24 protein-coding genes and 1 other RNA gene are annotated in these 22,894 nt (G+C 43.9%); 19 read left to right on the forward strand and 6 right to left on the reverse strand.

The window, feature by feature from the left end; translation table 11 throughout:
• Positions 1-157 precede the first annotated feature (157 nt).
• From ACQRCC_RS06375 to rnpB, 9 genes are all read left to right on the forward strand, one after another.
• Entirely contained in the window at positions 158-1,306 is a 1,149-nt protein-coding gene (locus tag ACQRCC_RS06375; protein WP_427849981.1) for an iron-containing alcohol dehydrogenase, read from the forward strand.
• Between the two features lie 460 nt (positions 1,307-1,766).
• Complete coding sequence (locus tag ACQRCC_RS06380; RefSeq protein ID WP_427849982.1) at positions 1,767-2,123, forward strand: hypothetical protein; 357 nt, start codon at positions 1,767-1,769, stop codon at positions 2,121-2,123.
• A 176-nt stretch (positions 2,124-2,299) separates the two neighbouring features.
• Entirely contained in the window at positions 2,300-2,575 is a 276-nt protein-coding gene (locus ACQRCC_RS06385; protein ID WP_427849983.1) for a type II toxin-antitoxin system RelB/DinJ family antitoxin, read from the forward strand.
• Complete coding sequence (locus ACQRCC_RS06390; protein ID WP_427849984.1) at positions 2,572-2,847, forward strand: type II toxin-antitoxin system YafQ family toxin; 276 nt, start codon at positions 2,572-2,574, stop codon at positions 2,845-2,847. The genes ACQRCC_RS06385 and ACQRCC_RS06390 overlap by 4 nt, the downstream gene beginning before the upstream one ends.
• 508 nt (positions 2,848-3,355) lie before the next feature.
• The gene (locus ACQRCC_RS06395) at positions 3,356-4,189 is read left to right on the forward strand and encodes a purine-nucleoside phosphorylase (RefSeq protein ID WP_427849985.1); all 834 of its coding nucleotides are present in this window, start codon (positions 3,356-3,358) and stop codon (positions 4,187-4,189) included.
• Positions 4,190-4,328: 139 nt separating this feature from the next.
• Entirely contained in the window at positions 4,329-4,793 is a 465-nt protein-coding gene (locus ACQRCC_RS06400) for a MogA/MoaB family molybdenum cofactor biosynthesis protein (protein ID WP_427849986.1), read from the forward strand.
• A gap of 23 nt (positions 4,794-4,816) precedes the next feature.
• Positions 4,817-5,509, forward strand: a complete 693-nt coding sequence (locus tag ACQRCC_RS06405; RefSeq protein ID WP_427849987.1) for an MBL fold metallo-hydrolase — start codon at positions 4,817-4,819, stop codon at positions 5,507-5,509.
• A 15-nt stretch (positions 5,510-5,524) separates the two neighbouring features.
• On the forward strand, positions 5,525-5,998 hold the full coding sequence (rnhA, locus tag ACQRCC_RS06410; protein WP_427849988.1) for a ribonuclease HI: 474 nt from the start codon (positions 5,525-5,527) through the stop codon (positions 5,996-5,998).
• Between the two features lie 51 nt (positions 5,999-6,049).
• Positions 6,050-6,402: RNase P RNA component class A (gene rnpB, locus ACQRCC_RS06415), an RNA gene on the forward strand.
• A 113-nt stretch (positions 6,403-6,515) separates the two neighbouring features.
• On the opposite strand, the gene ACQRCC_RS06420 is transcribed toward rnpB, so the two are convergent.
• The 3 genes from ACQRCC_RS06420 to ACQRCC_RS06430 all read right to left on the reverse strand — a co-directional run bounded on the left by ACQRCC_RS06420 (position 6,516) and on the right by ACQRCC_RS06430 (position 8,584).
• Entirely contained in the window at positions 6,516-6,956 is a 441-nt protein-coding gene (locus tag ACQRCC_RS06420) for an aspartate carbamoyltransferase regulatory subunit (protein ID WP_427849989.1), read from the reverse strand.
• A gap of 19 nt (positions 6,957-6,975) precedes the next feature.
• Positions 6,976-7,893 carry an aspartate carbamoyltransferase gene (pyrB, locus tag ACQRCC_RS06425; RefSeq protein ID WP_427849990.1) on the reverse strand — a complete coding sequence of 306 codons (918 nt, stop codon included), beginning with the start codon at positions 7,891-7,893 and terminating at the stop codon, positions 6,976-6,978.
• Between the two features lie 304 nt (positions 7,894-8,197).
• Positions 8,198-8,584: a putative ABC transporter permease gene (locus ACQRCC_RS06430; RefSeq protein WP_427849991.1), complete on the reverse strand. Its 387-nt coding sequence runs from the start codon at positions 8,582-8,584 to the stop codon at positions 8,198-8,200.
• 95 nt (positions 8,585-8,679) lie between these two features.
• Between ACQRCC_RS06430 and pheA the strand changes: the two genes are divergently transcribed.
• The gene (gene pheA / locus ACQRCC_RS06435; RefSeq protein WP_427849992.1) at positions 8,680-9,810 is read left to right on the forward strand and encodes a prephenate dehydratase; all 1,131 of its coding nucleotides are present in this window, start codon (positions 8,680-8,682) and stop codon (positions 9,808-9,810) included.
• Positions 9,811-9,844: 34 nt separating this feature from the next.
• Positions 9,845-11,134: an ATP-binding protein gene (locus ACQRCC_RS06440; RefSeq protein ID WP_427849993.1), complete on the forward strand. Its 1,290-nt coding sequence runs from the start codon at positions 9,845-9,847 to the stop codon at positions 11,132-11,134.
• Between the two features lie 40 nt (positions 11,135-11,174).
• Here the strand turns inward: ACQRCC_RS06440 and ACQRCC_RS06445 are convergent, their stop codons facing one another.
• From ACQRCC_RS06445 to ACQRCC_RS06455, 3 genes are all read right to left on the reverse strand, one after another.
• Positions 11,175-11,441 (reverse strand): hypothetical protein, encoded by a 267-nt coding sequence (locus ACQRCC_RS06445; protein ID WP_427849994.1) that lies wholly within the window; start codon positions 11,439-11,441, stop codon positions 11,175-11,177.
• 308 nt (positions 11,442-11,749) lie between these two features.
• Positions 11,750-12,106, reverse strand: a complete 357-nt coding sequence (locus tag ACQRCC_RS06450; protein WP_427849995.1) for a hypothetical protein — start codon at positions 12,104-12,106, stop codon at positions 11,750-11,752.
• A 255-nt stretch (positions 12,107-12,361) separates the two neighbouring features.
• Positions 12,362-14,104: an Rqc2 family fibronectin-binding protein gene (locus tag ACQRCC_RS06455; RefSeq protein ID WP_427849996.1), complete on the reverse strand. Its 1,743-nt coding sequence runs from the start codon at positions 14,102-14,104 to the stop codon at positions 12,362-12,364.
• A gap of 121 nt (positions 14,105-14,225) precedes the next feature.
• On the opposite strand from ACQRCC_RS06455, the gene ACQRCC_RS06460 reads away from it, so the two are divergent.
• The 8 genes from ACQRCC_RS06460 (at position 14,226) to ACQRCC_RS06495 (ending at position 22,879) form a co-directional block, all read left to right on the forward strand.
• On the forward strand, positions 14,226-15,107 hold the full coding sequence (locus tag ACQRCC_RS06460; protein WP_427849997.1) for a YicC/YloC family endoribonuclease: 882 nt from the start codon (positions 14,226-14,228) through the stop codon (positions 15,105-15,107).
• A gap of 18 nt (positions 15,108-15,125) precedes the next feature.
• The gene (gmk, locus tag ACQRCC_RS06465; protein WP_427849998.1) at positions 15,126-15,746 is read left to right on the forward strand and encodes a guanylate kinase; all 621 of its coding nucleotides are present in this window, start codon (positions 15,126-15,128) and stop codon (positions 15,744-15,746) included.
• A gap of 3 nt (positions 15,747-15,749) precedes the next feature.
• Positions 15,750-15,989 (forward strand): DNA-directed RNA polymerase subunit omega, encoded by a 240-nt coding sequence (gene rpoZ, locus ACQRCC_RS06470; protein ID WP_427849999.1) that lies wholly within the window; start codon positions 15,750-15,752, stop codon positions 15,987-15,989.
• An 80-nt stretch (positions 15,990-16,069) separates the two neighbouring features.
• On the forward strand, positions 16,070-17,395 hold the full coding sequence (rimO, locus tag ACQRCC_RS06475; protein ID WP_427850000.1) for a 30S ribosomal protein S12 methylthiotransferase RimO: 1,326 nt from the start codon (positions 16,070-16,072) through the stop codon (positions 17,393-17,395).
• Positions 17,392-17,934, forward strand: coding sequence for a CDP-diacylglycerol--glycerol-3-phosphate 3-phosphatidyltransferase (pgsA, locus tag ACQRCC_RS06480; RefSeq protein ID WP_427850001.1), 543 nt, complete (start codon positions 17,392-17,394; stop codon positions 17,932-17,934). The genes rimO and pgsA overlap by 4 nt, the downstream gene beginning before the upstream one ends.
• Before the next feature lie 2 nt (positions 17,935-17,936).
• Positions 17,937-19,178, forward strand: coding sequence for a competence/damage-inducible protein A (locus ACQRCC_RS06485; RefSeq protein ID WP_427850002.1), 1,242 nt, complete (start codon positions 17,937-17,939; stop codon positions 19,176-19,178).
• A gap of 13 nt (positions 19,179-19,191) precedes the next feature.
• Positions 19,192-20,667: a GNAT family N-acetyltransferase gene (locus ACQRCC_RS06490; protein WP_427850003.1), complete on the forward strand. Its 1,476-nt coding sequence runs from the start codon at positions 19,192-19,194 to the stop codon at positions 20,665-20,667.
• Between the two features lie 22 nt (positions 20,668-20,689).
• Complete coding sequence (locus ACQRCC_RS06495; RefSeq protein WP_427850004.1) at positions 20,690-22,879, forward strand: DNA topoisomerase III; 2,190 nt, start codon at positions 20,690-20,692, stop codon at positions 22,877-22,879.
• Positions 22,880-22,894 lie beyond the last annotated feature (15 nt).

Raw genomic sequence — 22,894 nt, forward strand, 5'->3', positions numbered from 1 at the left:
AGGCTTGAAATCAGCATGACATGTGGATATAATTAGGAAAGGATTAAAAATATTCGCGGACAAAGATGTTGCGGGAGCTGTGTGCCGGAAGACATGCAGTTTTGCAGCATCTTTTTTTACTGTTACTGTTTTCCGCGGCAGAAAAGGAGAGATTGAAATGAATGATTTTACATTTAAAGTACCTCAGGATATTGTTTTTGGAGTGGGTTCTCTGAAAAAGCTTCCGGAATTACTGGAAAAGAGCGGCTCTAAGAAGATGATGATCGTATCTGACCGGGGTCTTGAGAAGCTGGGAGTTGTAAAAAAGGTTGTGGATATTGTAGAGGCAGATGGAATTGAAACCTGTACATTTCTTGATATTTTGCCGAATCCTACGGTAGATATGGTAGATGCTGCTACTAAAATGTATAAGGAGTCCGGAGCCACCAGTATTGTGGCACTGGGAGGAGGAAGCCCTATGGACGTGGCGAAAGCAGTGGGTGTACTGGCCCGTTATGGAGGTTCAATTACAGAGTATGAGGGAGCACATCTGGTGCCTGGACCGATTGAACCGATCATCGCCATTCCGACTACGGCCGGAACAGGAAGCGAAGTGACAGCTTTTTCCGTAATTACCGATACATCAAGAAATTATAAATTAACAGTATTCAGCTATGAGCTTCTGCCGAAGTATGCTCTTCTGGATCCGGAAATGATCATGTCCGTACCGCCGTCAGTGGCAGCTTCCTGCGGAATCGATGCGCTGATCCACGCATGGGAGGCATATACATCCCTGGGAGCCTCTCCATTTTCTGATGCCATGGCAGAAAAGGCAATGGAATTGATTGGAGGAAATATCCGTCGTTTTGTGGCAAACCGTAAAGACGAAGAGGCAGCCTGTGCCATGATGTCGGGAAGTATGTTTGCAGGAATTGCATTTGCATGGGCAAGACTTGGCAACGTACATGCCATGTCCCATCCGGTAAGCGCCTTCTTCGGCGTTCCGCATGGAGTTGCCAATTCCATTCTGCTTCCGGTAATTGTAGAGTACAATGCACTGGCAGATCACGGACGTTATGAGAAAATCTATAATTACATCCGTGAGAAGAAGGAGCCGGCAGTAGATTTTAAGCCGCAGATGCTGGTCGATGAGATTAAAAAGCTGAATGCGGATCTTGGAATTCCGAAGACTCTGTCAGAGGTTGGTGTGACAGAAGATAAGATTCCACAGATGGCTGAGGATGCCATGAAGAGCGGTAATATTGCAGCAAATCCGCGTCAGACAACCTTAAAGGATGTCATTATGCTGTATCACAAAGCATTATAGAATAGTTCAGAATCGAAATATGTGTTTTCAGAAGTTATACTGTAAGTAAAGTTTTGAAACGGAAGAACAGCCATGGCAGTAGTTGCAAGTATGCTGAATTGTGCGCACCGCTCCAAGATTCCGTTAAGGAAATATAAAAGAAAAAACGGTGAAAAATGTTATGGATGTACATTGGATGCTGTAACAATATCAAGGATCATTAGTCCGTACGAGATACATACAATCTTCTAGGCGAAAAAGATCTGGTTCATTGTGCAAATTATACGCCGATAGAAGATGATTTGGTTTAAGTGGTGAGTTTAACGTCACGGAGTTAAGACAGATAGGAAGTGGTCTATTAGGCGGCTTCCTTTTTTATAGGTTGAAAGTAATTTCACTGTTGTCAAATGCATTGTAGCAGGCGTATACCGCATTAATGAATCAATGCCATGGGAAAATATTATTTAATAAAAACTGTAGTATGTATGCAGCTGAAGTAGAGAATGCAATCAAAGACCGTTCGCAGACATATTACGGAATATACGCAGATGAAGCAACTGCCCTGGGCGGCTTTTCTACCGGAGTACTTGCACAGTATTATATCGAAAAGATCGGTGACAGCGCTTTCGCTACTATTTGGAGCAGCGGCACAGAATTTACTTATGTATTCAGTAATGGCCCATATGTGATATTGAAGGATGACGAAGCCGGTGATCTGACTAACATTTTTGTCCATGACCATCGTACAAGGGATGGTTCTTGGAATGAAAAAGGATTTCTGCTGAAGTGGAAAGGATTTGTGAATGGATTTTATTTCCGGAATGGAAAACATTTCTGACCTGATTCTTTCAATCAAAATTCCAATATTGGGATTGGTTAGAATGAAAGAAAAAGGCTAAAAATAAAACACAATAAAACACAATTAAGGAGAACATATTTTAACAATGCAATAACAATGTATTGACACTGTTCTTCATGAGAAGTATAATGTAATAAAAGAAAGGTGTGATAAAAGTGGCAAATACAAATATTACCATGAGAATTGATGAAGCAATAAAATCACAATTACAAGAGTTAATGAATGATCTTGGATTAGATATGACAACTTTTTTTACAATGGCCGCAAAGCAAGCCATTAGAGAGCAAGGCATACCATTTAGTGTTTCAAGAGATATTCCTAATTCAGAAACTTTAGAAGCGTTCAGAGAAGTTGAGGAAATGAAGAGAAATCCAGTTATTGGGAAATCATATACAGATGTTGACGAAATGATGGAGGATTTATTATCTTGAAATACGAAATCAAACCAACAAACAAGTTTCGAAAAGATTTAAAGAGACTTCAAAAACGAGGTTATGATTTATCTTTAATCAAAGAAGTAATTAAAAAGCTGGCTTCTGGTGAAAGCCTTCCAGAGAAAAACAGAGATCATTTTTTAACTGGAGACTACTTAGGAAAACGGGAATGTCATATTACACCAGACTGGTTATTGATATATGAAATTGATGATGGAAACTTGTATTTATATCTAACAAGAACTGGAACGCATAGTGATTTATTTTAAAATATAGGGAGTGTCGCAAAATAACTGATTAGTCAGTTATTGAGCGAGTCTCCCTCGCTTTTTGTTAAAATAGAGAAGATTCCCCGACGTGTGGAAGCGTTGAACTGGTACAATGAAAGACTTTGGCAAGTGCCAAAAGATGGGTCGCTACTTATTTAATTAAATAGCAGATCAAACGGTACAAATTATCTTTGAATTTATTGATATTGCTCCGAGACGAGACTATAATTAATGTATCGTGGTAGATCGGTGGAAACACCGTGAAGGAAAGCAAGAAGACCTGTTAAATGGTAGCCAGCTGCAACATGTTAATTAGGGCATCACTAGATCACAGGATCCAGTGGTGATCTTTGCTTTATGAGAGGGAAAATTATGGATTTTATGACCGTAAACGAGCAATAGTGAGATTTTATAAGTCAAATCTTGGCAGATTTATTTAGTTGGTTTTCATAAAGGGAATTTATAGATGTGACCTGAGCAAAGAGATATAATATTAGGAGGTTCGGATATGGGAGCAGCATATGAGCGATTGGTAAGGAGTTATGAATATTGCAGAACAAGGACGGATTTTGTCCCGAAAGTGGCTTTTGTTCTGGGGTCGGGGCTTGGTAATTTTGCGGATTATGTGACGGTAGAATCAGAGATTCCTTATTCAGAGATTCCGGATTTTCCGGTTTCTACGGTGTCAGGCCATGAGGGGAAATTCGTATTTGCATATGTGGAAGAAGTTCCGGTAGTGATGATGAAAGGAAGGGTTCATTATTATGAGGGATATTCTATGGAGGAAGTGGTACTCCCCATTCGTCTCATGAAGATGCTGGGAGCGGAGACGCTGATTCTTACCAATGCTTCAGGAGGAATCAACCTGGCTTTTGATCCGGGGGATCTGATGCTCATTACCGACCAGATATCCTCTTTGGTGCCATCACCCCTGATTGGGGCTAATATAGAAGAACTGGGAACCCGTTTCCCGGATATGAGCCATATCTATGATGAGGAGCTGCAGGAACTGATCCGGCGGGCGGCTGATTCAGAGCAGATTCCTTTGAGAGAGGGTGTTTATATACAATTTACCGGTCCGGGTTATGAAACTCCGGCTGAGATCCGAATGGCAGGTGCGCTCGGTGCCGATGCAGTAGGTATGAGTACGGCATGTGAGGCAGTTGCGGCCAATCATATGGGAATGAAGATTTGTGGAATATCCTGTGTGGTAAATATGGCAGCAGGGATTCAGAAGACACCTTTGAGCCATGAGGAAGTGAAAAAGATGGGAAGTCGTAAATCAGAGGAATTCCGAAGGCTTATGCTGGCAGTATTTCGGGAAATGAAACAGGAAATGTGAGGATGCGTTATGTTAGGCGTTGCAATTCCGGCCAAAAAGCGTTAAACTAGGAGTAGTCTATTACGCTAAGGAAAATGATATTTTCCTCTTGAATTGAGGAAGCAGGAGATACGAAAGCGTAACATAATGGAGGGATACAATGAGAGTTGCAATTATTACAGCGAATACAGAGATTTATAGAGGCAACGAAGAGGATAAGAGTGGAAAGGTAATTCAGCAGATCATGGAAGAAGCCGGACATCAGATTGTTTTTATGAAGGCACTTCCCTGTGACAAGACGGTTCTTTCTACTGTTATGCAGAGAATGGCAGATGGAAAACTTACCGATCTGATTCTGACAACGGGAGGAGCTGGCTGTAAGGTCGGAGAGTGTATGCCGGAGGCAACCCTGGAGATTGTGGATAGACCTGTGGTTGGAATTCCGGAGGCTATGAGAGCCTATATGATGCAAATCAGCAAGCGTGCCATGCTGAACCGCTGTGCAGCAGGTATTCGTGGAGAGGTTCTGATTGTAAATCTGCCGGGCAAAGCCAATGCAGTAAAACAGTGCCTGGAATATCTGCTTCCGGAGATCACACATGCAGCAGGATTGATTAAGGAGTAAGCGGGCTGAAAGGAACAGGACAGATGAAGATTACATACATAGGACACAGCGGATTTGCTGTGGAATATCAGGATGTGGCCTTTATCTTCGATTACTACAAGGGAAAGCTTCCTGAATTAAAAAAAGCCAGGAAGGTATATGTATTTGCCAGTCATAATCATTTTGACCATTTTACAGAGGAGATTTTTTCCTGGGTTTCGGATTATCCGGAGATTACTTATATTTTGTCGGATGATATTGAGGCGGACGGGCCTGCTGATCATGTGAAAAAGATAGGTTCGGATCAGATGATGGACGTGGACGACATTCATATAAAGACGCTTCGCTCTACAGATGAGGGCGTAGCGTTCTTTCTTTCTGTAAACGGTAAAAAGATATTTCATGCGGGAGACCTGAACTGGTGGCATTGGGAGGAAGAAGGCCCTCTCTACAATCAGTTTATGAAGAAGAATTTCCTGAGAGCAATCGAGAAGATAAAAGGAGAACATATAGACGCAGCTTTTTTTCCGGTGGATCCAAGACTTAATGATGCATATTACTGGGGAATCGACTGGTTTATGCGGGAGACGGATACAGAGGTGGTATTTCCCATGCACATGCAGAATGAGCAGAAACGGTTATATGTGAAGCTGATGGAGGAACCGAAGACGAAGCCCTATCGCCATAAGATTATACAGATTGAGAAAGAGGGACAGATATTTCGGATAGAATCATAGAACAGGAGAGGGAGAATGAAGGTTAAGATATATACGGATGGTGCAGCCAGAGGCAACCCGGACGGACCGGGAGGATATGGAACGGTACTGGAATATGTAGATACAAAAGGAGAGCTTCATACAAAGGAAATTTCCCAGGGGTATGTGAAGACAACCAATAACAGAATGGAACTGATGGCAGTAATTGCAGGGCTGGAAGCGCTGAACCGCCCATGCAGCGTGGAACTGTATTCAGATTCCCAGTATGTTGTGAATGCATTTAACCAGCACTGGATTGAGGGCTGGATCAAAAAGGGATGGAAGCGAGGCAAGAACGAACCGGTGAAGAATGTGGATCTCTGGAAACGGCTTCTGAAAGCAAAGGAGCCCCACCAGGTACAGTTCATCTGGGTAAAGGGGCATGATGGACATCCTCAGAATGAGAGATGTGATGCGCTTGCTACCAGAGCGGCAGACGGTACGGATCTGATCATTGATGAGGGGGTGTAGAACAGCTTTACATTTTGATGGAAATGTGTTAGAATCAAAAATCGTGGAATACAAGTATGACAAGTAATCGCGGCTGCAATTGCCGAAAGGCAGCAGGTGAGGAAAGTCCGGGCTTCACAGGGCAGGATGCCGGATAACGTCCGGTGGAGGCGACTCCAAGGCCAGTGCAACAGAAATAAACCGCCCCGGCTCGTCCGGTGGTAAGGGTGGAAAGGCAGTGTAAGAGACTACCGCCTCTCTGGTAACAGAGAGGGCAGATGTAAACCCCATCCGAAGCAAGACCGAATAAAGACCATGTGGCGGCCCGTCACGTCTTAGGTAGGTCGCTTGAATCTGCTGGTGACAGCAGGTCTAGATAGATGATTACTCAACGACATAACCCGGCTTATCGTTGTGCTTGTTACATCATAGAAAAGTGATCTAAAGAAAATAAAAATGAGGAAGAAATCTGTTTTCGGGATTTCTTCCTCGTTTTTGTTGCCATGCATACGCCCAAAGGTCCAGTGGACCGTTTTGGTTAACGTCCGTGATATTTTTCTTCGCAGTATTTGCAGCGATAGATTTCTTTCTCGGGATCAGTCAGAACAAATACATGATCCAGCCCCTGTTCGATGGAGGTGATACATCTTGGGTTTTTACATTTGATAACATTCGTAATCTTTTTAGGTAATCTTAACGCCTGTTTGTCAACGATTTTCTGATCTTTAATGATGTTAACGGTAATATTGTGGTCAATGAAGCCCAGAATATCAAGATCCATGAAATCAATCGGACATTCAATTTTAATAATGTCCTTCTTTCCAAGTTTCTTGCTTTTTGCATTCTTAATGATTGCCACGCAGCAGTCCAGCTTATCGAGTTTCAGATATTTGTAGATATCCATACTCTTGCCTGCCTGAATGTGATCCAGAACAAAACCTTCTGATATGCTGCCTACGGTCAGTGTGTTTTCTACCATTTTGACTTCCTCCCTTTCTTTATACCTGAATTTCCAGCAGGGTTAAAATCAGAGCCATTCGTACATAAACTCCGTATTGAACCTGTTTGAAATAAGCCGCTCTCGGATCCTTATCCACTTCAACGGCAATTTCATTTACTCTCGGGAGCGGGTGGAGAACCAGCATATCCGGTCCTGCAAGCTCCATTTTGTTTGCATCCAGAATGTAGAAATCTTTCATACGTACGTAATCCTCTTCGTTGAAGAAACGTTCCTTCTGAACACGGGTCATGTAGAGCAGATCCAGTTTCGGAAGCGCATCTTCAAGACGGACAACCTCTTCATAAGGAATGTTATTTCGGTCAAGTACGTCGTGGCGCATATATCCTGGCAGACGAAGCTCCTCAGGGGAGATCAGGATAAACCGGATGCCTGGATATCTTACAAGAGCATGAATCAGTGAGTGGACAGTACGGCCGAATTTTAAGTCACCGCAAAGTCCGATGGTCATATTATTCAGACGGCCCTTCAGAGAACGGATAGTCAGAAGGTCGGTCAGTGTCTGCGTCGGATGCTGATGTCCACCGTCACCGGCATTGATGACCGGGATGGAAGAGTTCTCACATGCAACCAGAGTAGAACCTTCTTTCGGATGGCGCATCGCACAGATGTCGGCGTAGCAGCTCACCATACGGATGGTGTCCGCAACACTCTCACCTTTAGTAGCAGAGCTGGAATCTGCAGTAGAAAAGCCGAGAACGCTTCCACCCAGGTTGATCATCGCCGCTTCGTGACTTAAGCGGGTGCGGGTACTTGGTTCATAGAACAGAGTTGCCAGCTTTTTGCCAACGCAGGCGTGTGCATATTTCTCAGGGTTGGCTTCAATATCATTTGCTAAATCCAGTAATTTGTCGAGTTCTTCCACGGAGAAATCCAATGGGCTCATTAAGTGTCTCATATAAACCTCCTTAATTATATGTTGATTGGAATCATTTACGGCAAAAAAATGTCGTTACATGGAAAACCGCAGTGACCGTTGAAAAGGAACTGCGATAGTAACGACGTTGTTTATATAATATGGAAATAAAAATAATAATATGAAATAAAATAATCGTTCAGGAAGAAAGTGAAGGATAGAAAAAGTAACTGAGTATAATCTATGCTTTTTCATGGCGCTTCTCCTTTCTTACATCTTATGTAAAACTTCCGTAAATGATGAATTTACGTTTCCTGTAACATCATATAATAAATGCGGAAGTTTTTCAATGTCTGAAAAGAATTTTTTCAAATAACAGGCCTGCACCAAACCACAGGGGAGCATAATCGAGACGGATCAGTCCCCGGATATTCAGCGGAGCATCGCTGTAATCCCAGGGACAGGCATCCATTTTGCGAAGAAAGGAGCCGGTAAAAAATTCTGCCGCAAAAATGCAGCAGGTATATACACCTCCCCTGATTACCGCGCTTTTTCCTTTCAGAATCCGACAGACAGGCGATAAAAAACATGCCATTCCATAAATGGGGAACATCCAGATGGAGGTGTTCCCCATAAGTTTGGGATTCTTATTTTTCTGGTAGGAGCAAAGTGCCGTATAAATTATCTCCATACACCATCCTGCAGTTCCACAGGCAAGAAAATTGTGTTTCATGTCATCAGTATGCCGAAGAGAACTGGATTTTATTCAGAAAATGTATTATACTGTATGTTGTTTTAGGGAAAAAAGAAGTGAGGAGAATCAGTTTTATGGCTACACTGGAAGAACTTAGAAAACAACTGGATGAGATCGACAGTCAGATTGTGGAGCTCTATGAGAACCGCATGAAGGTATGCGAACAGGTAGGAGATTATAAGATAGAGACAGGAAAGAAAGTATTTGACCGGGTACGGGAGCGGGAAAAACTGCATCAGGTTATCGGAGGTACATCCGATCCGTTTTTGAAGAAAGGGCTGACAGAGCTTTTCGAACAGTTGATGTCACAGAGTCGGAAGCTTCAGTATCAGATGCTGACGAAAAAGGGTGCGCTGGGACGTCTGCCTTTCATTGGCGTGGATGCGTTGGACTGGGAAAATTCGCGTATTGTATTTCAGGGAACGGAAGGGGCATATTCCCAGGCGGCCATGTATAAATATTTCGGAACAGATATCAACAGCTTTCATGTACAGACTTTCCGGGAAGCTATGGAAGCCATTGAGGAGGGCTCTGCAGATTTTGCCGTGCTCCCTATAGAGAATTCATCTGCCGGAGTGGTGACAGAGGTTTATGATCTTTTGGTGGAATTTGAAAATTATATTGTGGGAGAGGTAGTTCTTCCAATTGAGCATGCCCTTGCAGGTGTGGAAGGAGCGTCCATTGATACAATAAAAAGGGTGTATTCCCACCCGCAGGCACTGATGCAGAGTTCCAGATTTCTGGATGAATATCCGGACTGGCAGAGGATAGGAGAGAGTAATACTGCAGTTGCTGCCAGGAAGATCCTGAAGGATATGGATGTGACTCAGGCTGCCATTTGCAGTGAACATGCGGCAGAGGTATATGGATTAAAGATCATAAAAGAGAAGATTAATTATAATGATAATAATTCTACCCGTTTTATTATCGTTACGAATCAGAAAATCTTCCTGAAAGATGCCCGGAAAATCAGTATCTGTTTTGAACTGGCACATGAGAGTGGTTCCCTTTATCATATGTTATCTCATTTCATTTATAATGACCTGAATATGACGAAGATTGAGTCACGCCCGATAGAGGGAAAAACCTGGGAATACCGGTTCTTTGTAGATTTTGAGGGAAACATGGGAGACGGAGCGGTGAAGAATGCCGTCCGTGGAATCCGGGAAGAGGCTAAGAATTTGAAGATTCTTGGAAATTACTAATGGTTCTTAAAACAAAAGAGGAGGCAGCTGGAAGATGAGAATCAATGAATTAATGATCTACCGTCATATGGAACAGGGACAGATATTGACGGATATGAATTTCCTGATGGAAAACTATGATAATGAATATTACAATGTAGAGGATATGAGAGGACTTCTCTATGACTGTGTCAACGAGATACTGGAAATGGCAGTCAGCCATGGATTTGAGGGAAATCTCTGGCAGGATTATCTGACATTTCTTCTGGCAAGTGATGAAAATGCGTACAGCACCTCCTGCGAGATCGTTGGAGCGGTTGAGGGAAGTATTAATCAGGTGGCTCTTCACGATTTTGTTATTTTTAAAGAATTATTTGATTATGATTTTACAGATATGGAAAAAGCGTTGGGAACAGATTGTCTTGCCATGCTGAAAGACTATGCCGGTTCCGGAGCACACGGAAGCGTTTTCAATCAGAGAATCCGCGACCGCATCTGTGATCTGAGTAAATCCCTTGCAGGAGCAGGATCAACAGAAGAATTTAAGGAAATTCTGACTCAGTTCTACAAAGAGTTCGGTGTGGGAAAACTTGGACTTCATAAGGCATTCCGTATTGAACATACACAGGAGGGTGCAGAGATTGTACCCATTACTAAAATCGCCCATGTACATCTGGATGATCTGGTGGGATATGAAATTGCCAAAAAGAAGCTGATTGACAATACAGAAGCATTTGTCAGTGGAAAGAAAGCAAACAACTGTCTGCTCTTTGGTGATGCGGGAACAGGAAAATCCACATCTATCAAGGCAATTCTGAATCAGTATTATGACAGGGGACTCCGCATGATCGAGGTGTACAAGCATCAGTTCCAGGATCTGAATGATGTGATTGCACAGATAAAGAACCGCAATTATAAATTTATCATTTATATGGATGATCTTTCCTTTGAGGAGTTCGAGATAGAGTATAAGTATCTGAAAGCAGTCATCGAGGGTGGTCTGGAGAGAAAGCCTGATAATGTTCTGATTTACGCTACTTCTAACAGACGGCATCTGATCCGCGAGACCTTCCGGGATAAACAGGATAGGGATGAAGAACTGCACACCAACGATACGGTACAGGAGAAGCTGTCACTGGTGGCAAGATTTGGTGTAACGATTTTCTTCGGGGGACCGAGCAAGAAAGAATTCCAGGAGATCGTACGGCAGCTTGCGGCAAGAAACGGTCTTACCATTTCGGAAGATGAACTGCTTCTGGAAGCAAATAAGTGGGAACTGAGCCACGGCGGACTGTCCGGAAGAACTGCGCAGCAGTTTGTGGACTATCTGCTGGGGACGAGATAGAAAACGGCGGTTGCCAAAAAGGCAGCCGCTGTTTTCTGTTTTAGAAGCTATCTTTCATTATTTGTTTTATCTCTTCTATGGTTACCGGATATTGTTTTTGAATCCAGGATATCGTATCTTCCGGTGATTCACCCAATCTCTGACAAGTTTCAATTAGCAAACGTATAGAATGTTTTTGTTCGGCAGCTTTCCCTTTTGCAATCCCGGCGGTTTCTCCTTTTGCAATTCCGGCAGCTTCTCCCTCTTCGTAGCTTTCTTCTCTTAGCTGGCGCATGGTTTCTTCTTCATCATACTCATATATGCTCATCTTTTTCGCCTCCGCCTTGTTTTTTGAAAGAAAATCTTTAAGAATTCCTTCATTGATACATTCATTTATCGCACGGTCCACTGCATCTTCAAGAGGCATGTTTTTCACATATTCTCGTACTCGGGCTGTGTATTCAGAATAATCTTTTAATGTTTTGCAGGCGTTCAGAAGCGCCTGATTACACCCAGGGTTGATATTTAGCATTATTGCTTTTAATTCCAGAGCTGCGTCTTTTTCTGATATGGTATATAGATCGGATAATTTCAACACTTTATGTTCGACATGTTCATCCTTCCCATTGTAGAATATCAGAAAACGCGGTGCTGGGATTTGAATCGCTGTTTTGCGATACAGACTTTTTTTCGTATTAATCCCGAATATAGATCCGAAATGTAAAAAAGATATCGAAGCGGTAGATTCGGACTGTATGTAGATTGATGTTCGTACAAGGACAGGCGTGAATCAATAATGAATGAAACGTCATTGTTCATTGACATATATATGGCGTTTTCCAGGGTGTTGATTTCTAATTGCTCCGGATCATCGTATGCCGTCCCGTTAACAGCATTATACAGTTCGAGAAGCTCCTTTTTATCACTGAATATCATTGAGAATATTCTTGCTTTATAGGTGCGGTTGACCGTAGTTTCGTTCATTTTACTCATAAAAGACCTCCTTTGTAGTTATGATGGGGTCTCTTATAAAATGTACATTATATTTTCTATATAAGAAACCCCCTGCTGTTGTTGGATTATTAAGCATCGAGATTTCTAATGATTACTGATTTCAGATGATATCAGATATGTTTTTTCAGATAGATAGAAAAATAATGCTCTACATGAAATGTAACATAATACGAAAAACTTGTCAATGTATATGATACATATTTCTGCATTTACACCATCATCTTTACTCCATTTTTACTCCAGCACCTGCGTAATTCCTGAGATATCGGAATCAATCACCAGTGAATAATTGGTGTGATAGATGACAAATCCGGGTTTTCCTCCGTTGGTCTTTTTGACATGTTTTCGTTCGATGTAATCGATTTCTACCTTGTCATTCCCCCTGTTTTTGGAATAATAAGCAGCCAGCCGTCCTGCTTCCTCAAAGGTGGCATCCGGCAGTTCGTCTCCACGGGTCTTTACGATGACATGGGACCCGGGAGCTCCCTTGGCGTGGAACCACCAATCACCGCCGTCTGCCAGATGGAAGGTGACTTCTTCATTCTGAAGATTATTTTTTCCTACATACATGTGATAGCCATCGCTGGAAATGTAGTGGAGGGGCTGACTTTTGAATTTCGTTTTTTTCTTCGTGAATTTTCGGCGGATATATCCGCTCTGGGTCAGCTCCTCTTTAATCTGAGTCAGATCATCCTCGCTTAAAGCAATATCAAGGGCATTGCTGACAGACTCCAGATACTGAATTTCTTCTTTTGTTTCTTCTATTAATTCGCTGAGTGCTTCAAAAGTTCGTTTTTGCTTGTTGTATTTTGCAAAATAACGCTGGGCATTTTCCTGAGGTGTCATAGTCGGATCCATGGGAATGCGGATGATCTTGTTGTCATCATAATAATTCTGTGCTTCCAGCACTTTTGCTCCCTCTTCCAGACTATAGCCGTATACGTTAATCAGTTCTCCGTAGATTTTGTATTTTTCACGGTCAAGCGTATCCTTAAGCTGCCGGGTCTGCAGATCGTATTTTTTGCGGTTTCGTTCCAGAGCAGTTTGTACGATCCTGCGAAGATCCGAAGATTTCTGGTGAATACGAGTCACCAGATTTTTCTGGGCATAATACGCGCTCAAAAGAGCGGATACAGAATCCATTTCCTTTGGTGTATATTGATTAAAATGGCTCAGTGGCAGGCAGGAAAATTCCTTTGGTGCAGCCTTATCATAGTAAATGACCGGCAGGAAGTGCCCCTGTTTTATCGGTTCCAGATAAATGGTGAACTGGTTATACAGGTGCAGCAGCATATCTTCTGACAGATCCTTTGCGGTGACACCGGATTCCAGACCGGACAGATAACAGATTTCTTCTGCCGCAACCGGGCTGATTCCGGTGAAGCTTGTATAAATGGCTTTTCCAAGAGGAGCGGGCTTTTCCTGGAGAGTATGGATAAATTCTTCACGGGTAACGCTCAGAGGGTCATGCTTGTTCATGGTATCAGGAATGAAATAATCCCGTCCCGGCAGTACCTCCCGCACAGAACTCATCTGTGCCGGCACGTGTTTAATGCTGTCAATGATCATTCCTTTGTCATTGCAGAAAATGATATTACTGTGTTTTCCCATAATCTCTACAATCAGCCTCTTTCGGCACAGATCACCCATTTCGTCCAGATGTTCAATGTCAATATGAATAATACGTTCCAGTTTCGGTTGAGAGATGCCCACGATCCTTCCGTTGTTGATGTGCTTGCGAAGAAGCATGCAGAAGTTAGGGGCAGTCATGGGACTGGGTTTATTTTCATCGGTTAAATAAATCAGGGGAAGAGATGCACTTGCAGAGATACAGAGCCTTTTCATGCCATTCGGTGTTTTGATGGCGAGTAAGAGCTCATCCGTCTCGGGCTGTGCAATCTTGTTGATTCGTCCGTCTTTTAATGTATTGTTTAATTCCTGTACCAGTGCGGCAACAGTGATTCCGTCAAAAGCCATAATAATATCCTCGTCTTTCTATAGAATATGTGTTCATTATGAAAGGATTGACTGGATATGTCAAATGAATTATAATGAAAGATAATGAAATTTAACATTTTAAATAAAAGAGGGAACTAAAATGATAAAGAGTATGACAGGCTTCGGTCGTTGTGAAGTCGCAGAAGGAGAACGAAAATTTACGGTGGAGATGAAGGGTGTTAATCACCGTTACCTGGATGCGAACATCCGGATGCCAAAGAAGTTGAATTTTTTTGACAGTGCTATCCGCGCACTTTTAAAGCAGTATGTAGCGCGTGGCAAAGTAGATATTTTTATTACATATGAAGATACTTCTGAGAATCAGGTATCATTAAAGTATAACGAGACACTGGCGAAGGAGTATTTATCTTATTTTAAGAAGATGGAGGAAACTTTCGGACTGGAGAATGATATCCGGGTATCCACACTTTCCAGATGTCCGGAGGTGCTCACCATGGAGGAACAGGCTCCGGATGAGGATGCACTCTGGAATGGGCTTAAGAAGGCTCTGGAGGGAGCACTGAAACAGTTTGTGGAGACCAGAACACTGGAAGGTGAGAATCTGAAAAAAGATATTCTGGACAAGCTTGACGGTATGCTTGGAAAGGTAGCATATATTGAGGAACGTTCTCCGCAGATCCTGAAGGAGTATCGTACAAAGCTGGAGGAGAAGGTGACAGAGCTTCTCGGAGACAGTCAGATGGAAGAAGGAAGGATTGCTGCGGAAGTGATCTTATTTGCAGATAAGATCTGTACCGATGAAGAGGTGGTTCGATTAAAGAGCCATATCAGCCATATGAGAGAGACATTTTTATCCGAAGAAAATGGAATAGGACGCAAGCTTGATTTTATTGCCCAGGAGATGAACCGGGAGGCCAATACCATCCTTTCCAAGGCGAATGATATTGAGGTGTCTAATTGTGCCATTGATCTTAAGACTGAAATTGAGAAAATCAGAGAACAGATTCAGAATATTGAGTAGAAGATGGAGGAAAGACAGATGAATCAGAAGGGAATACTGATCGTTGTGTCCGGATTTTCCGGTGCCGGTAAGGGAACGATTATGAAAGAGCTCCTTAAAAAGTATGATAATTACGCTCTTTCTATTTCTGCAACTACCAGAGGACCGCGGGAAGGTGAAGTGGACGGCAGGGAATATTTTTTCAAAACAAGGGAAGAATTTGAAAAAATGATTGCGAAAGATGAGTTGATAGAGTATGCTATGTACGTGAATAATTACTATGGCACGCCGAAAGCATATGTGGAAGAACAGCTGAATGCCGGACGGGATGTAATCCTTGAGATTGAGATTCAGGGCGCCCTGAAGGTGAAGGAGAAGTTTCCGGAGACACTGCTTCTGTTTGTGACACCACCGACGGCTGAGATTCTGAAGAATCGTCTGGTGGGACGGGGAACCGAGACCATGGATGTGATCGAGCAGCGGATGAAGAGAGCCTGTGAAGAGGCTGAAGGTATGGAGAAGTATGACTATTATGTAGTCAATGACGTACTGGAGGACTGTGTGGAACACGTGCATCAGATTATTCAGGCTGAACATAGTAGAAGTTACCGCAATATTGAATTTGCAGAACATATAAAACGAGATTTGAAAGGAGAATAACAGATGTTACACCCATCTTACACTGATTTAATGAAAGTCGTAAACAAAGACGTAGAGGAAGGCGCTACCAAGGTTGTAAACAGCAGATATTCTATTGTTATGGCTACTTCCAAAAGAGCAAGACAGATTATTGACGGAGAGATGCCTCTGGTAGATACGAAGGATGGCGAGAAGCCGCTTTCTATCGCAATTGATGAGTTGAACAGCGGCAAGATCAAAGTCGTTGCAGAGGATGCAGAATAAGAAAAGGATGATGGGAGGGCAGATGCTTAACAGAGTGTCTGCCTTTTTATCTCATTTCCTGTTTGAAAAGGAGAGACGCTATGAATGTATTGTTTATATCCCTGGGCTGTGACAAGAACCTGGTGGATACGGAGGTGATGCTGGGGCTTCTTGCTTCCCGGGGCTATCAGATGATTGATGATGAGACGCAGGCAGATGTAATCGTTATCAATACCTGTTGTTTTATCCATGATGCCAAGGAGGAGAGTATCCAGACCATTCTGGAGATGGCTGAGTATAAGAAGACCGGGCCGCTGAAGGCACTGATCGTTACCGGCTGTCTGGCACAGCGGTATAAGGAAGAGATTGTAAAGGAAATTCCGGAGGTGGACGCCGTTCTTGGAACGACTTCTTATGATAAGATCGTGGAGGCAATTGACAAGGCTCTGGAAGGTGAGGTGAGTATCGAGCTTACGGACATCGATGCCCTTCCAAGGGTGGAGACAAAGAGGCTTGTAACTACCGGCGGACATTTTGCCTACCTGAAGATTGCAGAGGGCTGTGACAAACACTGTACTTACTGCATTATCCCGAAAATCCGCGGAAATTTCAGGAGTGTTCCCATGGAGCAGCTTCTTGAAGAAGCGCAGATGCTGGCAGATCAGGGAGTGAAGGAGCTGATTCTCGTAGCACAGGAGACGACCCTTTACGGAAAGGATATTTACGGGGAGAAATCTCTTCACGTCCTGCTTAAGAAACTTTGCCGGATCGGAGGAATTCAGTGGATTCGTATTCTTTACTGTTATCCGGAAGAAATCGATGACAATCTGATCCAGGTTATGAAGGAAGAAAAGAAAATCTGCCATTATCTGGATCTTCCGATTCAGCATGCAAGTAATGAGATACTGAAGCGCATGGGACGCAGAACATCCAAAGAGCAGTTAATAGAGATTATTGAAAAGCTCCGAAAAGAAATTCCGGATATTACGCTGAGGACTACCCTGATTACCGGTTTCCCGGGGGAGACGAAGGAGCAGCACGAAGAGCTGATGGAATTCGTGGATCAGATGGAGTTCGACCGTCTTGGCGTATTTACCTACTCACCGGAGGAGGATACACCGGCGGCAGAGATGGCAGATCAGATTCCGGAGGAGGTCAAGGAAGACCGGCAGGCAGAGATTATGGAACTGCAGCAGGATATTGCCTTCGATCTGGCGGAAGATATGATCGGCCGGGAAGTTCTGGTGATGATCGAGGGAAAGGTTGCAGATGAGAATGCCTATGTGGGAAGAACCTACAAGGACGCCCCCAATGTGGATGGACTTATTTTTGTAAATACAGAAGAGGAACTGATGTCCGGAGATTTTGCGAGAGTGAAAGTGACCGGAGCATTAGAATATGATTTGATAGGAGAGTTGATATCATGAATTTACCAAACAAACTGACTGTACTGAGAGTGATTATGGTGCCGTTTTTCGTTCTGTTCATGCTGACAGATATCGGAGGTGCCGCAAATAAGTGGATCGCACTTGTAATTTTCTGTGTGGCAAGCCTTACGGACATGCTGGACGGCAAGATTGCCAGAGCCAGAAATCTTGTGACAAATTTCGGAAAGTTTATGGATCCGCTGGCAGATAAGCTTCTGGTATGCTCTGCCATGATCTGTCTGATTCCTATGGGAAAACTGAGTGCATGGATCGTTATCATCATTATTGCACGTGAATTTATTATCAGTGGCTTCCGTCTGGTGGCTTCCGATAATGGAATCGTAATCGCGGCGAGCTACTGGGGCAAATTTAAGACCGTATCCCAGATGGCGATGATTATTGTGCTGATCGCTGATTTCGGAGGAATATTCGATGTGATTGGAACGGTACTGATCTGGGTATCCTTAATACTGACCATTGTTTCTTTGATTGATTATGTGGCAAAGAACGTGGAAGTATTGACAAAAGGAGGAATGTAGGTATGACAGTAGAATTAATATCCGTTGGAACGGAGATTCTTCTGGGAAATATTGTAAATACGAATGCGGCCTTTCTGTCAGAGAAACTGGCAGCCCTGGGGTTATCCTGCTATCATCAGAGTGTAGTGGGAGACAATGAGGAGCGCCTTACAGATACTCTAAAGCTTGCACTGTCCAGATCCGATATTGTAATCTTAAGCGGAGGTCTCGGACCCACGAAGGATGATCTTACAAAAGAGGTTACGGCGAAGGTATTTGGAAAAGAACTCTATGAGGATGCCCATACCAGAGAGCGGATTCAGGAATATTTTGACAGACTGAACAGAAAGGGAATGATAACAGAAAATAACTGGAAACAGGCTATGGTTCCGGAAGGCGCAATCGTTATTGATAATCATAACGGAACGGCTCCCGGCATTATTCTGGAGGGAGAGAACGGAAAGACAGCGATTCTGCTTCCCGGACCGCCAAATGAGATTAAGCCTATGTTTGAAAATGATATTGCTCCGTATCTGAACAGACTGCAGCCGGAAGGAATTTATTCTAAGATGGTGAAAATCTGCTCCATCGGTGAGAGCCGGGCAGAGACCATGGTGGCTGATCTGATGGAACAGCAGAGTAATCCTACACTTGCTCCTTATGCGAAGACAGGGGAAGTGCATTTTCGTGTGACTGCAAAGGCAAAAGACCAGGAAACGGCTGATCAGCTGATGCAGCCTGTACTGGATGAATTATTCCGGCGTTTCGGAAATAATATCTATACAACAGAGGAAACTGTGACATTAGAGGAGGCAGTTGTAAATCTCCTGAAAGAGAAAAATATGACGGTGACAACGGCGGAATCCTGTACTGCCGGTTTACTGGCGGGAAGGATTATGAATGTCCCGGGCGCCTCGGATGTATATAATGAAGGGTACATTACTTATTCCAACGACTCCAAGATGAAGCTGGTGGGTGTGCAGGAAGAAACCCTGAATCAATATGGTCCGGTAAGTGTTGAAACTGCATACGAGATGGCAGTTGGTGCAGCCAGGGCAGCAGGAAGTGAGGCAGCCGTTTCCGTGACCGGTTATGCGGGACCGGATGGAGGCGCAGATGGTAAACCGGCAGGGCTGGTCTATGTCGGTTGCTGTGTGGGTGATAAAGTGCGTGTGGAAGAATTCCGGTTCAGCGGAAACAGAAATAAAAACAGAGATTATGCAGTAGTCCGTGCGTTGACTATCCTGCGTGAGGAACTGCTGTAAAGGAGGAATTAGAATGATGAATGAAGCTGGAGAAGAAGCAGAGAGACTGCCGATTGTACGATTACTGGAAGAAACGGAGATTTTGCCGGCACTGCACCTGGTGTGGGAGGTATTTGCCCGGGATGTAGCGCCGGGGTATACACCGGAGGGAGTCGGAGAGTTTCAGAAATTTATCCGGTATGATGGAATCATACCTATGGTAAAACGTAAAGAACTGACCTTTTTCGGAGCCTGGAAAGGTGAAACTCTCTGTGGTGTGGGAGCTGTAAGAAGAAAGGGACATATCTCGCTCTTCTTTGTAAAAAAAGAATGGCAGCACCGTGGAATTGGAAGAATGATTTTTCAGACCATGTGTCACTTTGCGGAGCAGAATCTTCAGGTAGATCGGATTACAGTTAATGCAGCGCCAAACGCTGTTCCGGTATACCGCAGTTTTGGAATGAGAGAGACCGGACCGGAACAGAATGCGGGAGGAATTCGTTTTGTGCCAATGGAAATGCGTGTAATACCGGGCGGCGAAGAGGGACAGAAGGCGAGAAAAAGGAGAAACTGGATCATCGCCGGTATTGTTTCGGCTTGCGTGGCTTTTTTCGCATTGATCATTGGAATAGGAACCTTTGCTGTTTATAAATTTGTTACCTCGAATAAAGTACAGGAATTCCGTCAGGACGAGGATCTGTTTGACGGTGACTGGAATAATAAAGACTGGAATGACAAAGACGATACATATGATGCCGGTGAACTGTCCGGCATGGATGCCATACCGGAGTACAGGGAGGACAATACCGGTTATGAACTCACAGAAGAATCCTATGTTCTCCATCCCGGTGAAAGCGGAACGAAGAATACGAAAATAGCATTTGAAATCTATTATCCGCAGATTACGGGACTGGACGGACAGGTGCAGGAGAAGGTGAATGCTGCATTGAAGGAAAAAGCCATGGAAACGGCTGACAGGATTTATCTGAATCCGGATGAGAAGATAAAAGAGAAGGTAATTCAGGAAAAGTCCCCGGTTCTGGCAAGCTTTGTAGAATATAAGGTCTGCTATTTATCAAAAGATCTGATCAGTGTGGTTTATCAGGATTATTATTATGAGGGAAGCGAGTCGGATTATCATATGGACTTTCGTACTTTAAATATGAATCTGAAGAATGGAAATGTCTATGAGGTAAAGGACATTGTAGAGCTGAATAAGGATTTTATCGAAGAATGGGCAGAGGAAATGAGAGATGAGGCAGACTCAGAAAAACTTCTTTCTGAGCTCAGTGAGAAAGAAATGAAAGAAGTCCTCTCCGGTGATGATAAAGACGGCGTATATCACGATAATTTTTTCCTGGATTCCGAAGGAATTGAGATTGGTCTGGGATTCCGTTATCCTGCAGATGATAAGAATGATCTGGGCTTTGGCTGGGTAACTGCTCCGTTTGAGATGGATGATATCAGGGAATTCAAGACAGACAGCGACTTCTGGACGCTGATAAAATAGACAGAGCGAGGAACTATCATTTATGAAATCATTAGTAATAGCAGAAAAACCATCTGTGGCGCGGGATATTGCCCGCGTTTTAAAGTGCGGGAAAAATATATCCGGAGCCATTGAGGGGAATCAGTATGTAATTACCTGGGGGCTGGGGCATCTTGTGACTCTGGCAGATCCGGAAGATTATGATAAGAAATATAAAGAGTGGAAGATGGAAGATCTTCCCATGCTGCCGGAGCATTTCCGCTATGAGGTAATCCGGCAGACAGCCAAACAGTATCAGGCAGTGAAAACACAGATTCACCGAAAGGATGTAGAAGAGATCATCATTGCTACCGATGCCGGAAGAGAAGGAGAACTTGTGGCGAGGCTGATTCTTGCAAAAGCAGGAAATAAAAAGCCGATCAAGAGACTCTGGATATCTTCTGTGACGGATAAAGCAATCCGGGAAGGATTCCAGAAACTCAGGAACGGACATGAGTATGACAATCTCTATGATGCGGCTCTCTGCCGTGCGGAGGCTGACTGGCTGGTTGGAATCAATGCCACACGGGCACTTACCTGTAAGTATAATGCCCAGTTATCCTGCGGACGTGTTCAGACGCCAACTCTTGCCATGGTTGCAAAGCGGGAGGAACAGATTCGCTCCTTTGTTCCCCAGAGTTATTATGGGCTTCAGGCAGTGGGAGAGGGACTGACCCTTACCTGGCAGGACAAAAAATCCGGAAGCTGCCGTTCTTTTGATAAAGAGCGGATACAGAAGCTTTACCAGAGCCTGAGAGGAACAGGCGGTACTGTTGAGCAGGTGAAAACAGTGCCAAAGAAGAGCTCTGCACCTCTTCTTTACGACCTTACTGAGCTTCAGAGAGAGGCACACAGGAGATTCGGATTCTCACCCAAGGAGACACTGAATATTATGCAGCGACTCTATGAGAATCATAAGGTACTCACCTATCCCCGTACGGATTCGCGGTATATCAGTACCGATATCCTGCCGACGATCAAAGACAGGCTGGAAGCAGTCAGTGTGGGACCGTACCGGAAATTGGCTTCGAAGGTAATGAAGAAACCTGTTTCCGCAAAGGCGCCATTTGTAAATAATCAGAAGGTTTCTGATCATCATGCCATTATTCCTACGGAGGAAGTACCGGATTTTTCCTGTATGACCAATGAGGAGAGGAAAATCTATGATCTGGCGGTGCGCAGATTTCTGGCAGTTTTATATCCGCCGTTTGAATATGAGCAGACGCAGATACTGGTGAAGATTGGTACGGAGCAGTTTGCGGCAAAAGGAAAAGTGGTAAAGAGTCAGGGATGGAAAGAGGTTTATGATTCTTCCATAGAAGACGAGGATGCAGAGGAAGAGACTTCAGGACTGAAAAATCAGACGCTTCCGGCACTGAAACCGGGAGGACACATGGATATTCTTCGTTTGACTATCACGGAAGGTAAGACGAAACCACCGGCATATTTCAACGAGGGTACACTTCTGTCTGCCATGGAGAATCCTGCGGCATATATGGAAAGCCATGACAAGGCAATGGCAAAGACCCTTGGAGAGACTGGGGGACTTGGAACTGTGGCGACCAGAGCGGACATTATTGAAAAATTATTTTCCGGCTTTTTGTTAGAGAAGAAAGGACAGGAGATTCATCTGACTGCCAAAGCAAAGCAGCTTCTCAACCTGGTTCCGGAGGATCTGAAAAAACCGGAGCTTACCGCCCAGTGGGAGATGGAACTTTCAAGAATCGCAAAGGGACAGAAGAAGCGCAGTGCATTTATGGAAGAAATTGTGGATTACACCGGTGAACTGATCGGAGAAATCCGTCAGGGAGAGGGAACCTTCCGCCATGAGAATCTTACCAATACAAAATGTCCGGTCTGCGGAAAGCGAATGTTGAAGGTGCAGGGGAAGAAGGCGGAGATGCTGGTGTGCCAGGATAGAGAATGCGGACACAGAGAGACTCTTGCCCGGGTATCCAATGCGCGCTGTCCGGTTTGTCACAAAAAGATGATGCTTCGCGGAAAAGGGGAAGCCCAGACCTTCGTATGCTCCTGTGGACATAAGGAGAAACTGACCGCTTTTCAGGAGAGAAGGAAGAAGGAGGGCGCAGGGGTCAGCAAGCGTGATGTTCAGAAATATATGAACAAACAGAAGGATGAACCGGTGAATCTGGCATTTGCGGAAGCATTTTCCAGAATTCATATAAAAAGTTAATTGACGAATATCGAC

This window comes from Sporofaciens sp. SGI.106 (genome assembly GCF_050314255.1).
GTDB lineage: Bacteria > Bacillota > Clostridia > Lachnospirales > Lachnospiraceae > Claveliimonas.